Consider the following 14753-nt stretch of genomic DNA (forward strand, 5'->3'; position numbering starts at 1 on the left):
GCTCGAAGTAGATGCACAATGAATAGGCGCTAAATCTTGCGTATTGGGTCCGCTGATATCCCAAAACCGGTTCTTCTCGCTCCTTTGGCGGGAATCACCGATTTGCCGTTCCGAACACTGGCCTCCAGTTTCGGTGCCGGTCTTGTTGTGAGCGAGATGATCGCATCGCAGGAACTGGTGCAGGGCAAGTGGGCGACGCGCGAAAAGGCCGAGCTTGGTTTTGGTGTTGAAAATACGTCTGTCCAGCTTGCCGGTCGCGATCCCGTTTGGATGGCAGAGGCCGCCAAATTGGTCGAAGGCAACGGTGCCAAGGTGATCGACATTAATATGGGGTGCCCCGCGAAAAAGGTCGTGGGTGGGTATTCCGGCTCTGCACTGTTGCGCGATCTGGATCATGCCCTGCGCCTGATCGAGGCCGTTGTTCAGGCGGTGGACGTACCTGTGACGCTGAAAACCCGACTGGGTTGGGATGACGACAGCCACAATGCGGATCAACTGGCCAAACGGGCCGAGGCCGCCGGCATTCAGATGATGGTCATCCACGGGCGCACGCGCTGTCAGTTTTACAAAGGTCGCGCCGATTGGGCGGCGATTTCCAAGATCAAAGAAGCAGTAGACATACCAGTGATAGCAAATGGTGATATTTGTTCCGCCGCGGATGCGCGCAGTGCGCTTGACGCGTCTGGCGCGGATGGCGTGATGATCGGGCGGGGCGCGCAAGGGCGTCCCTGGATATTGGCGCAGATCGCAGCCGAGCTTTATGGCGGCGCGGCGCCCAGCGTGCCTGAAGGCAGCGAACTGGTCGATCTGGTGTCAGGTCACTATGAGGCGATGCTGGATTTCTACGGCTCTGATCTGGGCCTGCGTGTCGCGCGCAAGCATCTGGGTTGGTACATGGACAACACGCGGACACCGGTTTCGTTGCGCAAACGTGTCCTGACAGCAAAAACCGCAGCCGAGGTTCTGGCGCTCTTGCCTGATGCTTTGGCCGATCATCCCGAACTTGACGAGGCCGCAGCATGAACACCGGCCTAGAATTTGCGCTTTGGTCTTCGCTTCCAGTTCCTGCAATCCTGATCGACGGGTCAGACCTGATTGCCGATTTGAACCCCGCCGCTGAAGGGTTCATGAACAATTCGACCAAGACGCTGCTTGGTCAGCCCGTCTGGGATAAACTGGCTGTCGATGCCCCGCTAGAGGCCAGCTTTAAGCGGGCCCGCGAACAGGGCACGCCTTTGTTTGTGAATGATGTCGATGTCGGCACAGGCAATCGCCCACCCTTGGTCTGCTCGCTGCACATCGCGCCGATCCAGAACCAGCCCGGTTGGATGATCATGTTGATCAGCCCACGTGAACTGGCGGGGCGCATGACGCAGAACCATTCTGTGAAATCGGCAGCCAAATCCGCAATCGGCATGGCCGAGATGCTGGCGCATGAAATCAAGAACCCTTTGGCAGGCATCACCGGCGCGGCTCAGCTTTTGTCGATGAACCTGAACAAGGAAGATCTGGAGCTGACCGACCTGATCGTCGCGGAAACCCGCCGCATCGTTAAACTGCTGGAGCAGGTCGAACAATTCGGAAACCTGTCCGCGCCCGAGCGTCGCGCCGTCAACATCCACGATGTTCTGGACCGAGCACGGCGTTCGGCCTTGTTGGGGTTCGGCGGGCATATGAAGATAATCGAGGACTACGATCCGTCCTTGCCGCTGGCCTACGGTGATCCGGACCAGTTGCTGCAAGTGGTGTTGAATCTGGTTAAAAACGCGTCCGAGGCCGCCGACCCGCAGCAGGGTGGGACAATCCGGCTTCATACGTTCTACGAACACAGCTTCCGCCTGCGCAGATCGGACGGAACAGGGCAGTCTCTGCCCCTTCAGATCGAAATTATCGACGATGGTCCGGGATTGCCGCCGGACATTGAAGGCGATGTTTTCGACCCGTTTGTATCTGGCAAGGAAAACGGTACGGGGCTTGGCCTCGCGCTCGTGTCCAAAATTATTTCTGATCACGACGGATGGATTTCCGTCGACAGCGTCCCCGGGAAAACACGCTTCCGCATTTCCCTGCCGCTGGCCCCCCGTGACGCAAAGGAGACCGACTGATGGACGGTACAGTTCTTGTAGCTGATGATGATCGCACGATCCGGACAGTTCTGACGCAGGCGCTGACACGCGCGGGGTGTAAGGTACATGCGACGTCGTCCTTGACAACGTTGATGCGCTGGGTTGGCGAAGGAAAGGGCGATGTGGTCATTTCCGACGTCGTCATGCCAGACGGCAATGGTTTGGAAATGCTGCCGAAAATCCATCAGGATCGGCCGGACCTTCCGGTGATCGTGATTTCCGCGCAGAACACAATCATGACCGCTATTCAGGCCGCCGAGGCAGAGGCGTATGACTATCTGCCCAAGCCGTTTGACCTGCCGGACCTGATGAAGCGCACAGCGCGCGCTTTGGAAAACCGCAATGTCGCCCCGCGCAAGGACGAGCCCTCTGAAAACGCGGATGGCCCCGAAGAACTGCCGCTGATCGGTAAAACCCCTGCGATGCAGGCGCTTTACCGACTGGTCGCGCGGGTGATGAATACCGATCTTCCGGTTCTGATCTGTGGGGAAAGTGGCACGGGTAAGTCTTTGATCGCGCGTGCAATTCATGACTTCTCGGATCGTCGTATGTTGCCGTTTGTAACAGTGACTGCCGCCGATCTGTCAGATCTGGAAGGCCCTGCACGTGTTCTGGCACGGGTGAAAGGCGGGACGCTGCTGATCGATGAAATCGGCGATATCGACGATGAAATCCAGGCGCGGATCGTTCGCATGATGGATGTTCCGGGCGAACATGTGCCGCGTTTCATGGCGACCAGCCAGACGGACCTGTCGCAGGAAATGGAAAACGGCCGTGTGCGCCGTGATCTGTACTATCGCCTTTCCGGCGCCACTGTCGCCGTGCCGTCCCTGCGCGAACGGGTCGAAGATATTCAGTTGCTGACCGACCACTTCCTTGCCCGCATCGAACGGGAAGGCGGGCCTAAGCGTTGGTTGTCTGATGATGCGGGCGAGATTTTCCGCGCCTATTCATGGCCGGGCAACGTGCGCCAGTTGGAAAACGCCGTACGCCGTTTATCGCTGACCAGCCGTGCTGACGAAATCACCAAGGCCGAGGTGGAGGCGGTTCTGGGCAACCAGCCTGAAACAGGACCGATCTTGCGTGGCGGTGATAGCGAAAAGCTGTCTACCTCCGTTTCGCGCCATTTGCGCCGGTACTTTGACCTGCACGGCTCTATGTTGCCGCCCCCGGGGCTCTATGGCCGTATTCTGAAAGAGGTCGAAGGCCCGCTGATTGAAATCGCGCTGGAAGCGACAGGTGGAAATCAGGCGAAATGCGCCGATTTGCTGGGCATCAACCGGAATACACTCAGAAAGAAGATCACCGACCTCGATATTCGCGTGACACGACGCCGTAAGTTGATGTAAAATCGCCACACAACCGTGGCCGCGACGCACTTTGCATCGATGAGACCACAATATATGGCGGTAGGTCGCGTTTGACGGCCAATCAATGCGAGGGCGGCTGTGGCCACTCGGGCACGACAATTGAAGTTTGCGCAGTTGACGCAACTTAGAAACCAGCGCCGTTTCAAGACGGCTCTGGCGCTTGGGCTCGTGTTTCTGGGGCCTGTTCTGGCTGTTGCAACCTATCTGGTTCTTGGCCCGCTTGGGAATGCGTCGTCGCAAAGCCTGTCTTTGCGTTTGGTCCTCCTGGCTGACCTTGTTTACGTCCTGCTTTTGGCGGCTTTGGTTCTGTCCCGCGTTGCGGGCATCGTTGCAGCACGGCGTGCGCAGTCGGCTGGATCGCGGCTTCACCTGCGATTGACCGGCGTGTTTGCAATTATGGCGTTGTTGCCGACGATCACTGTGGCCGTTTTTGCGGTGCTGACCATCAATTTCGGTTTAGAAACGTGGTTTTCGACACGGGTTCAGAACGTGGTTGGTGCATCCCTCTCTGCAGCTGAAAACTATGAGGCCGAACATCGCGCCGAACTGACCCAAGACGCGCAGGCGTTGGCTGGGTTCATCGACACAACGGCCCGAAATGCGCGGTTTATGGATGACGGCGAGTTGCGGCAGGTTCTGTCGAACGGCCAGTCCCAAATCCAACGCGGTCTGCGTGAAGCTTATTTGATTGACGGGGTTGGCGAAATTCAATCCCGTGGGGAACGGTCGTATCTGTTTGATTTCGAACGGCCTTCTTTGGAGCAAATCAAACAGTCGCAAGACAACGGCATTGTACTGATCGAGGATTGGGACAACAACGAATTCCGCGCCTTGGTGCCGCTGACACAGTTTGCCGACCGCTATCTTTATGTCAGTCGCGACGTTGACGGCACGATCCTGAACCTGCTGGACGAAACACAAGAAACCGCGCGCTTTTACCAACAACAAGAAAGCGAACGGGGCCGCCGCCTGTTCGACTTTGCTTTGTTGTATCTTGGCTTTGCCTTGCTTTTAATCCTTGCGGCGGTTTGGCTGGGGCTTTGGTTTGCTGAACGTCTGTCGCGTCCGGTAGGTAGCCTTGCTGGTGCTGCGCAGCGTGTCGGGGCAGGGGATTTAGATGTGCAGGTTCGCGCCGCCGATGGTGACGACGAAATCGCCATGCTCGGCCGCTACTTCAACCAGATGACCCGCCAGCTGAAGGCGCAGCGCGAAACGCTGTTGGACAACACGCGCCAGATTGAACGTCGTCAGCGCCTGTTCGACTCGGTGCTGACCTCGGTCACATCCGGTGTTGTCGGTCTTGATTCCGAGGGGCGCGTGGCTTTTGTGAACCGGTCGGCCAAGCGTTTGCTGGATTGGCAGGAAACCGAAGAAAGCCTGCCGATCACTGTGGCGGTTCCCGAATTTGGTCCCTTGTTTGATAAGCTGGTCGATAGCGGGTCCGAGGTTCAGCAAGAAGAAATCAAGGTCAGCCGCGACGGGCGTTTGGAAAACCTGCTGGTCCGCATGTCGACGCGTCGTCGTGAAGACGGCGGTTTGGAAGGCTATGTTGTGGCCTTTGATGACGTGACCGATCTGGTCAGTGCACAGCGTATGGCAGCGTGGGGTGATGTGGCCCGCCGCATTGCGCATGAAATCAAAAACCCGCTGACGCCGATCCAGCTGTCGGCCGAACGCATTCGTCGCAAGTTTGCCCGTAGCCTTGAGGCCGAGGATGCCGAGCGGCTTGAGCAGATGACCGATGTGATCGTCCGCCAGACGGGTGACCTGCGCCGGATCGTGGATGAGTTCTCCAAGTTCGCCCGCATGCCAGAGCCGGAAACCAAATCCGAAGATCTGGCCGAGTTGCTGCGCGGCGTGCTGATCCTGCAAGAGGCCGGTCAGCCCGAGGTGCGGTTCCAATCCACGCTGCCGGATCAGCCGGTGATGGCGGAAATCGACGCGACGATGATTTCACAGGCGCTGACCAATCTTGTGAAAAACGCGGGCGAAGCCATTGAAAGCTTTGTCAAAGATGGGGCGCCCGAAGGGTTTGAGCGCGAAATTCGCGTCAGCCTGACGACACACGACAACAAATGCGAAATTCGCATCATGGACAACGGCATCGGCCTTCCAGAAGACCGCGCCCGCCTGTTTGAACCTTATGTCACCACCCGTGACGAGGGCACAGGATTGGGTCTGCCGATTGTCAAAAAGATCATCGAAGAGCACGGTGGCACGCTGGCTCTTGACGATGCGCCCTTGTTTGAGGGGGCTCCACAGGTCGGCGCGATGGCGGTGATTACACTGCCTCTGGCGTTTGGCGCTGAGAAAATAACATCCCAGAAAACAGTGGAAACGGTTTGAAGAAGGATTTGAAAAATGGGTGACATTCTTATTGTTGATGACGAACGCGATATCCGCGAATTGATCGGTGATATCCTTGAAGACGAGGGCTTTAAGACCCGTCTTGCCGGAAACTCGACCGAGGCGATGGCCGAGGTCAACAAAGAGCCGCCCGCTCTGATGATCCTCGATATCTGGCTGAAAGACAGCAAGATGGACGGGATCGACATTCTGAAAACGGTAAAGCGTGACAATCCGGATGTGCCCGTGGTCATTATTTCCGGCCACGGCAACATCGAGATCGCGGTCGCTGCAATTAAGCAAGGCGCCTACGACTTCATCGAAAAACCGTTCAACATTGACCAGCTGTTGGTCGTCATTCGTCGTGCGATGGAAACATCCCGTCTGCGTCGCGAAAACCAGAGCCTGAAGCGTCGTGATACCCAGTCGTCCGAGATGATCGGTGACAGCGCAGCCTTCCGTCAGTTGGTCAGTCAACTGGATAAGGTCACGCGCTCGAATGGGCGTGTCATGCTGACGGGACCTGCGGGTAGCGGCAAAGAAGTGGCGGCACGCTATATCCATGCCAAATCAAACCGCGCCTCGGCACCGTTTGTGACCGTGAACTGCGCGGGCGTTTCGCCTGAGACAATGGAAGAGGTTCTGTTCGGTCGCGAAACGGCTGAACGCGGGGTCGAGCCCGGACTACTAGAGCAGGCGCATGGCGGCGTGATCTATTTCGACGAAGTGGCGGATATGCCGCTTGGTACGCAGTCCAAAATCCTGCGCATTCTGGTGGACCAACAGTTCCAGCGCGTGGGCGGTGCCGACAAGGTGCGCGTCGACCTGCGGGTGATTTCGTCGACCAACAAATCGCTGGATCAGGAAATCAACGAAGGCCGCTTCCGTGAAGAACTGTATCACCGCCTGAATGTTGTGCCGATTGATGTACCGTCGCTGGAAGAACGCCGCGAGGATATTCCAGCGCTGACCGCACATTTCATTGAAGAATGCCACAAGGCCCAAGGTCTGCCGAAGCGCGACCTGAGCGCCGATGCGATTGCGCTTTTGCAGACGATGGTCTGGCCCGGCAACGTGCGTCAGCTGAAAAATCTGGTTGAACGTGTGCTGATCCTTGGCGATGGTACGGGCGAGATCGAGGCGCGCGAATTGCCGCAGGAAACGCCCCGTCAGGATTCGGACGATGGTCGTGTTGTCTTGTCGAACACGCTGGCTACTCTGCCGCTGCGGGAAGCGCGCGAGGCGTTCGAGCGCGAATATCTGCTGACCCAGATCAACCGTTTTGGTGGCAATATCTCTCGCACAGCCAGCTTTGTAGGCATGGAACGCTCGGCGCTGCACCGTAAGCTGAAATCTTTGGGCGTGGTCACCACGGCCAAGGGCGGGGCACGTATTGCGCGGATCGAAGATGCAGAAGATGAATCCGAGCTTGAGCGCGAAGCGTCCTGATGCGTTTTAACTGCAACGTCCTTTTGGCGTTGCGTTTGACGCGTTGATTGTTGCTGCGCGGCATGTCAGACCAATCGTCTATGATCCGTAGTCTCGGGGCAGGTGCATGAAAGTCATCATTTGTGGTGCAGGGCAGGTCGGTTGGCAGATTGCCCGCCATCTGGCGAGTGAACGAAACGATGTGACCGTGGTCGACAACAATGCCGACCTTGTGCGCCGCGCGACAGATTCTCTGGACGTTCAGGGGGTTGCAGGGTTTGCATCCTATCCCGACGTGCTTGAACGCGCAGGTGCGCGTGACGCGGATATGATCATCGCCGCCACCTATTCCGACGAGGTCAACATGGTCACCTGTCAGGTGGCCCATTCGGTTTTTTCGATCCCGCGCAAGATTGCCCGCCTGCGGTCGCAATCCTATCTGCGGGCAATCTATTCCGATCTTTATCGTCGCGATCACGTACCGATTGACGTTGTGATTTCGCCCGAACGCGAAGTTGCGGCGGCTGCCTTGCAGCGCCTGAGCGCGCCTGCAGCCTTCGATACGGAACGCTTCCTTGAAGGTGGGGCGCAGCTGCTGGGTCTGGTCATTGATGAAAACTGTCCCATCGTAAATACGCCGCTGCGCCAGCTGACGGATCTGTTTTCCACGCTGCGTGCTGTGGTTGTCGGTGTCCGTCGCGATGGCACGCTGTTCGCGCCCGAGCCGGAAGATCAGCTGTTTGAAGGCGACAGCGCGTATATCATGTCCCATGCCGATGACGTGGGTCGGACGTTGGAAATCTTTGGTAAGCCCAATCACAAACAGGAACGCGTGGTTCTGATCGGTGGGGGCAACGTCGGCCTGATGGTGGCGCGCGAACTGGAAAGTCGCGCCGAACGCGTGCGCGCCAAGGTGATTGAAAAGAACCGCAAATGCGCGGAACACGCGGCTGAAGCGTTGGAGAAAACCATCGTTCTGCACGGGGATGGTCTGGATGCGGCCCTGTTGGCCGAGGCGAACATCGACCGCGCCGATGCGGTTCTGTGTGTGACCGACGACGATAAAACCAACATGCTGGCGGCGGTTCGGGCCAAGGCCGAAGGTTGTCCTATGGCCATCGCGCTGATCAACGACCCGACGCTTGTGCCGCTGATGGACCCGCTCGGCGTTGACGCCTACATCAACCCGCGTGCGACGACCGTTTCATCGATTTTGCGCCACATCCGACATGGCCGCGTGCGCGCGGTCTATTCCATCGGCGATGCCGAGGCCGAGCTGATCGAGGCCGAAGTGCTCTCTACCTCTCCGATCGCTGGGCAGCGCGTCCGCGATATCCAGTTTCCGGAAGGGGTTCTGGTCGGCGCGGTTCGCAAGGGCGACAAGGTGGTCAAGATCAGTGGTGATCTGAGGATCGAGGAAGGCGATATCATCGTGATCTTCGCCCTCAGCGAAGACGTGGCAGAGGTTGAACGTCTGCTACAGGTTTCGATCGATTTCTTCTGACGATGTCGCGGCTCGTCGAACTTCCACTTTTGCTTTTGCTCGGAGGCGTCGCGTCGCTTTCGATGTGGGTGCCGGCGATCTATGCCTTGGCGCTTGAACACTTCCACGACGCGCGGACGTTCTTTTATGCAGGCCTGATGGGCATGATCTTTGTCCTGTTCGTGTCCTTGGCGCAGATGGGGCGCGAGCATAACAAAAACCCGCTTCGCCAATTGCTGGGGCTGTTGGTGGCCTATCTGGTGCTGCCCGCCTTTCTGGCGATGCCGTTTCAGGAAGCGGTGCGGAATACGACGTTTGTGAACGCCTATTTCGAAATGGTGTCGTCCATGACGACGACAGGGGCCACCTTATTTGCGCCCGATCGGCTTGATCCTGCAGAACATCTTTGGCGCGGCTTGGTCGGATGGCAGGGCGGTTTGCTGTTGTGGATTTCCGCGGCGGCGATCCTTGCCCCACTGACCTTGGGCGGGTTCGAAGTGACGGCGGCGTCAGAACCGGGCCAAACCTTTGCTACCGGCGCTGCGCGGCGCGACTATGCCGATCCGCGTCAGCGTCTGGCGCGCGCCTGTGCAAGCCTGATCCCGGTCTACGTGGGCCTTACCGCGTCTTTGTGGGTCATGCTGATGGCACTAGGGGACACACCGTTCATCGCGTTGATGCATGCTATGTCTACCATGGCGACGTCGGGGATTTCGCCGATCAACGGGTTGGCAGAAAGCGGATCGGGACGGTTGGGTGAAATGCTGATCTTCCTGTTCCTGCTGTTCGCTTTGACACGCCTGACGTTTTCGAACGACACCAGCGCCGCGCGGCGTCAGGGGATCTGGTACGATCCTGAATTCAGGATGGGGGCGATGATCGTCACCATCGTTCCGATTATCCTGTTTACACGCCATTGGATCGCGTCGTTCGAAGTTGCTGTAAGCGATACGCCGATCGTCGGTCTTCAGGCGCTTTGGGGGGCCATTTTCACAACGCTGTCTTTCCTGACCACGGCCGGTTTCGAAAGCGCCGACTGGTCGGCGGCGCGCAGCTGGTCCGGTTTGGGCACGCCCGGTTTGATTCTGATGGGGCTGGCGATCACTGGCGGCGGCGTTGCGACGACTGCTGGCGGGGTCAAGCTGCTGCGCGTGTTCATCCTGTATCTGAATGGAAGGCGTGAACTGGAACGGTTGATCCACCCGAGTTCCGTTGGACGGTCCGGCCTGTTGACGCGGCGCACCAGAAGGGAAGGTGCGTTTATCGCTTGGGTCTTCTTCATGATCTTTGCTTTGACCCTGTCAGGGCTGGTTATGGCCTTTGCTGCCTCGGGCGTTACGTTCGAGCCGTCCTTCGTTATGGCCGTCGCGGCGCTGACCAACACAGGCCCTGTCGTGAACCTTGCCGCCGAGGTTTCGCTGTCCTTGTCGCAGCTCGAGCTATCGGCAAAATTGTTTTTTTGTGCGGGAATGATCCTTGGCCGTCTTGAAGTGCTGGCCATCGTGGTTATGGTCACGCCCGAGTTGTGGCGCGATTGATCTCATGCAACAGGCTTGAAAAAGGGTGTTGATTTCCTCTGGAAGTTCCTGAGCGAGCAATACATACTCTTTTGAACGAGGGCGCGCTTACGATGGCGCATACAAGAATAAAGGCTTTTTCAATGGCTTCCGACCGTCAAAACCTTCAAGATGCATTTCTGAACCATGTCCGCAAAACCAAGGTGCCGGTCACAGTATTCCTGATCAACGGCGTGAAATTGCAGGGCGTGATCACTTGGTTTGATAATTTCTGCGTCCTTCTGCGCCGCGATGGCCAGTCTCAGCTGGTTTATAAACACGCGATCAGCACAATAATGCCTGCGCAGCCGATCAACCTGTACGACGGCGACGGGGAATAATTGGGCTTCACCGAGACGGAAACGCCAGACACCCGCGCTTGGGTTCTGCATCCCGACATCAAATCAGATCGTGACCGCCGTGAAGCGCATGGCTCGTTGGAAGAGGCTTTGTCCTTGGCCCTGGCTTTGCCGGGGCTAGAGGTTTTGGGCGGCACCGTTGTGCCATTGCCCAAGCCCCATCCGGGCATGCTGTTCGGGTCTGGCAAAATCGAAGAACTGAAACAGCAACTGGAAAAGGACGAGATCGAACTGGTTTTGATCGATGGTCCTGTGACGCCTGTTCAACAGCGCAATTTGGAAAAGGCGTGGGGCGTTAAGCTGCTCGACCGTACCGGTCTGATCCTTGAGATTTTCTCGGATCGGGCGGCGACGCGGGAAGGTGTTCTTCAGGTCGAGATGGCCGCGCTCTCTTATCAGCGGACACGTCTGGTGCGCGCTTGGACCCACCTTGAACGTCAGCGGGGTGGATTGGGGTTTGTGGGTGGTCCGGGTGAAACGCAGATCGAGGCTGACCGCCGTGCAATCGACGAACAGCTTGTCCGGTTGCGCCGCCAGCTTGAGAAGGTTGTGAAAACCCGCGAATTGCACCGTAAGGCACGGGCCAAGGTGCCGTTCCCGATTGTCGCGCTTGTCGGCTATACCAACGCCGGTAAATCCACGCTTTTCAACCGTTTGACCGGTGCCGAGGTGATGGCCAAGGATATGCTGTTCGCCACGCTGGACCCGACTATGCGGGCGGTGAAGCTATCCTCTGGCCCCGAGGTTATCCTGTCAGACACGGTTGGTTTTATTTCCGACCTGCCGACTGAACTGGTCGCGGCCTTCCGCGCCACGCTGGAAGAGGTGCTGGCCGCCGATATCATCGTGCATGTGCGTGACATCAGCCATTCAGAGTCCGAAGAACAGGCGAAAGACGTCCGTGATATTCTGGCCTCTTTGGGTATTACGGACGAAACACCGCAAATCGAGTTGTGGAACAAGATCGACAACGTCGATCCGGACGAAGCCGAGGCGCTTCAACTTCGGGCGTCCCGTCAGGACGATACCTTTGTTGCGTCTGCGATCACTGGGCAGGGGCTTGATGCGTTTCTAGAAGACGTTGCCACAAAGCTGGCAGATGGCATTCGCGAAGAACGCCTGCTGCTGAGCTATGAAGATGGTCGTAAAAGAGCGTGGTTGTTCGAAAAAGGTTTGGTTTCGGAAGAAAAGCAGACCGAAGACGGCTATGATCTTTTAGTACGCTGGTCGCCTACGGATGCTGCGAAGTTCGACAGCCTGTAGTCGATTGGACTAGACAAAAACCAGCCTGTACAGCATCAGAACAGCCAGCGCCGCCAGCGGATAAACCGCTGTGGGAATGTGTTTATCGATCCAGGAACGGGTCTTTCCGCAACGCGGGCACGCTTGTTCGCTTTGCCAATGTTCTTCGCGGCAGCGACTGCAGGTGGTTCTATTCGCAGTGTTTTGCAATTTATAGTATCCGGGAAATTGAATAATAATATCTTTAATCATTATGACTGTACCTCGGTCACTACATATTGTTCAACTGTGGTGTAAATCCAATCCAATTAATGTTGCCTTAAAATCCCAGTGCGGACGGGATGGCTTTCTTTTTCGGGAATTATTCCAATGTCAGGCGGGTGATCCCGACGGACGCGGCCCGTGCCAGATCATTGTCCAGCGACATGGGAATATATTCACCGCGCCGCCAAAGCTGACCCAGATCGTCGTAATGGCGCGACAGGAAATGGCCGGACTGGCCCGTTGAAATCACAAAGACGGAACTATCCGGATCAGCAAAATCATAGACCCCGCGATAGCCTGCACCATGTACGTTCAGGAAGGGTGCTTCGGGCTTTCCGCTCGTTTTGCCGCGCAGCAGGGTGAAATCCCCGCCGGATGTGGATTGCCGGATGTTGGTGAAATACTTCAACAGGGGAACCTCGCCCAGGACCTGATGGTCGTGCGTCGCTTGGTGGGCGTCCCCCCAACGCAAGGATTCCAGCGTGGTGCCATAGGTTTCCCCGATCCAGATCAGCGCGTCGTCCAGCGCAAGGCGGGCAATATCCGTGCAGCCTTCGACGGCGCTGGATTGCTTGATGTCGCACCAGGCGGACGCGCCGTTGATATTGCGGAACACACGTTCGATGAACAGCGGTTCGACGTGGCGGTATTTGTCTGCAAGCGGCCCGATATCGTCGCGGATCAGCCGATCTTGTAGGGCGCGCATCCACGCCGAATAGATCAGCGGTTCTGGCAAGTGTTCGCTCATTTCGCCGTTCCAATTGGCCAGCATGGACAAGGCCTGCGACCGGCGGCGTTCGGGCGTGCCTTCGGGCGCTGCCTCGCCGGTGAACCAAAGGTCTTTGCCGACCAAAGGCAGAAGCGAACGTGCCGCGAAGGAAACCGTATCAAGTTGTGCCTCGATAAAGCTTTCGCGGGTGTGAACTTCTCGGCCCTGCATCAAGGTTTTCCAGCGTTCAATGCGCTGCGTGTCGCCCCATTCAAAGCTGACATGCAGCGGGAAGGGGCGGTCGACGGTTTTGTTGTTGGTGTTGCCGACGATGCCGCCACGCGGAGCAAAAAAGGACGGGTTCGACGCATAAGGCAGCATGCCCTGCCAGCGGTTCTCGGCGATCCAGCCCGGCGCAGGCATCCGGCCCTGACTTTGATGGTTTGCGTCCCGACGGGGCATCTGCCCGACGGTTTGCATCGCGATTTTGTCTTTGTCGATCAGGGTCAGGTTCTGTGACGGGGCCATATAGGCCGATGAAACGGCCACGGCTTCGTCCACGGATTTGGCGTCCATCAGGGCGATGGCGGCCGACATCGACGTGTCGCGCGCGGACAGGGCTGTCCAGCCGAGCGACATGACATGCCCGCTGGGGGTGATTGTGCCGATATCGAATTGTGTGGCGGGCAGAACGGGGCCGTTGTCGGTCCAGCGCAGTGTCACGGTGACCGGTGCGGCATCTTTGATGTTGATGATCGATTTGCGTGTTTCGAACTGCTTCCAGCCGGTCGGGGTCCGGTATTCCTCGGGGTTGTCGGGGTTCAGCTGTTCAAGGAACAGGTCCTGATCATCCAGATAAGACGAGGTCAGACCCCAACCCAGCGTTTCGCTTCGGCCGATCATAACGGCAGGAACACCGGGGATGGTTCCGCCGATGACGCTGCCGGATGTAAGGTTCAACTGCGCCAGATACCAGATTGCGGGTGCCGAAAACCCAAGGTGCGGATCGTTCGCCAGAAGTGTGCCGCCATTGGCCGACCGGTTTGGCGCCGCGGCCCAAGCGTTCGACGCGCCAGCAAGGCCACGCGGTGCAATGGGCATCAGCATGTTGCCGCCAAGCTCGGGCAGTTCGGCATAACGCATCGCGCCGGGGGCAAGGCTGGCGTAATCGGGCAGGGCGGCGGTGCCTGCGCCGGGAACATCCGGCAGAATATCGGAAAGCCTGCGTTCGTCATCAAGCGCAAGGGACGTGCGGGCGCGCAGCACCTCTTCTGACAAATGGCCGGACAGCTGCAGGGCCATCAGCTTGATGATCGCCAGAGAGTCCGCCGGGACCCACGGCGACAAGGTCGGGTCAAACAAGAAGAATTCCGGCGCGCCGCGTCCAAGGCTGTCGCGGTTGATTTCGTCAATGCGGGCGTTGACGCCCGCGGCATAACTTTCAAGCGCGTCCAGCGTTCGGGCATCTTGATGGGATACAGATGCGCGGGCCAGCGTATAAAGATCGAACCGGCGCAAAAGCTTGTCGGTTTCAACAGTGCGCGTGCCAAACAATTCAGACAAACGCCCCTGCGCGGTCCGGCGCATCAGGGTCATCTGCCAAAGGCGATCCTGCGCGTGGGCATAGCCAAGGCCAAAGAACACATCGCGATCCGCCGCGGCTTGGATGTGTGGGACGCCTGAATTGTCGCGGATGATTTCGACATCGGCGGTGATGCCACTGACGGTCAGCGTCTTGTCGTATTCAGGCAGGGATCGTGACGCCAGATAATAGACGCCAAACGCGGCCAGCGCGGCCAAGGCGATGGCGAAAGCGGTCAGTCGAACAAGCCAGCGGAATACCATGGACATCCTGAAAATCCTTTTTCTG

General features: G+C 57.9%; 11 protein-coding genes. 9 read left to right on the plus strand and 2 right to left on the minus strand.

The window, feature by feature from the left end; all coding sequences use genetic code 11:
• Nucleotides 1-36: 36 nt before the first annotated feature.
• The 9 genes from dusB to hflX all read left to right on the plus strand — a co-directional run bounded on the left by dusB (nucleotide 37) and on the right by hflX (nucleotide 11931).
• The gene (gene dusB / locus AC4FIA_RS08380) at nucleotides 37-1023 is read left to right on the plus strand and encodes a tRNA dihydrouridine synthase DusB (RefSeq protein WP_488048316.1); all 987 of its coding nucleotides are present in this window, start codon (nucleotides 37-39) and stop codon (nucleotides 1021-1023) included.
• A complete protein-coding gene (locus AC4FIA_RS08385; RefSeq protein WP_488048315.1) occupies nucleotides 1020-2105 on the plus strand; it encodes a two-component system sensor histidine kinase NtrB in 1086 nt (361 codons plus the stop codon). Before dusB ends, AC4FIA_RS08385 begins: the two co-directional genes overlap by 4 nt.
• A complete protein-coding gene (locus tag AC4FIA_RS08390) occupies nucleotides 2105-3475 on the plus strand; it encodes a response regulator (RefSeq protein WP_103910215.1) in 1371 nt (456 codons plus the stop codon). The genes AC4FIA_RS08385 and AC4FIA_RS08390 overlap by 1 nt, the downstream gene beginning before the upstream one ends.
• A 135-nt stretch (nucleotides 3476-3610) precedes the next feature.
• Nucleotides 3611-5842 (plus strand): sensor histidine kinase NtrY-like, encoded by a 2232-nt coding sequence (locus AC4FIA_RS08395; RefSeq protein WP_287474720.1) that lies wholly within the window; start codon nucleotides 3611-3613, stop codon nucleotides 5840-5842.
• Nucleotides 5843-5857: 15 nt separating this feature from the next.
• Nucleotides 5858-7291, plus strand: a complete 1434-nt coding sequence (ntrX, locus tag AC4FIA_RS08400; RefSeq protein ID WP_103910214.1) for a nitrogen assimilation response regulator NtrX — start codon at nucleotides 5858-5860, stop codon at nucleotides 7289-7291.
• Nucleotides 7292-7397: 106 nt separating this feature from the next.
• Nucleotides 7398-8774 (plus strand): Trk system potassium transporter TrkA, encoded by a 1377-nt coding sequence (trkA, locus tag AC4FIA_RS08405; RefSeq protein WP_490365462.1) that lies wholly within the window; start codon nucleotides 7398-7400, stop codon nucleotides 8772-8774.
• 2 nt (nucleotides 8775-8776) lie between these two features.
• Nucleotides 8777-10291 carry a TrkH family potassium uptake protein gene (locus tag AC4FIA_RS08410; RefSeq protein ID WP_490365463.1) on the plus strand — a complete coding sequence of 505 codons (1515 nt, stop codon included), beginning with the start codon at nucleotides 8777-8779 and terminating at the stop codon, nucleotides 10289-10291.
• Between the two features lie 122 nt (nucleotides 10292-10413).
• Nucleotides 10414-10650, plus strand: coding sequence for an RNA chaperone Hfq (gene hfq, locus AC4FIA_RS08415; RefSeq protein ID WP_103910211.1), 237 nt, complete (start codon nucleotides 10414-10416; stop codon nucleotides 10648-10650).
• Entirely contained in the window at nucleotides 10651-11931 is a 1281-nt protein-coding gene (gene hflX / locus AC4FIA_RS08420; protein WP_490365464.1) for a GTPase HflX, read from the plus strand.
• 9 nt (nucleotides 11932-11940) lie between these two features.
• On the opposite strand, the gene AC4FIA_RS08425 is transcribed toward hflX, so the two are convergent.
• Complete coding sequence (locus AC4FIA_RS08425) at nucleotides 11941-12162, minus strand: hypothetical protein (protein ID WP_287474727.1); 222 nt, start codon at nucleotides 12160-12162, stop codon at nucleotides 11941-11943.
• 109 nt (nucleotides 12163-12271) lie between these two features.
• On the minus strand, nucleotides 12272-14734 hold the full coding sequence (locus tag AC4FIA_RS08430) for a penicillin acylase family protein (RefSeq protein WP_490365465.1): 2463 nt from the start codon (nucleotides 14732-14734) through the stop codon (nucleotides 12272-12274).
• Nucleotides 14735-14753 lie beyond the last annotated feature (19 nt).

This window comes from Thalassococcus sp. (assembly GCF_982780845.1).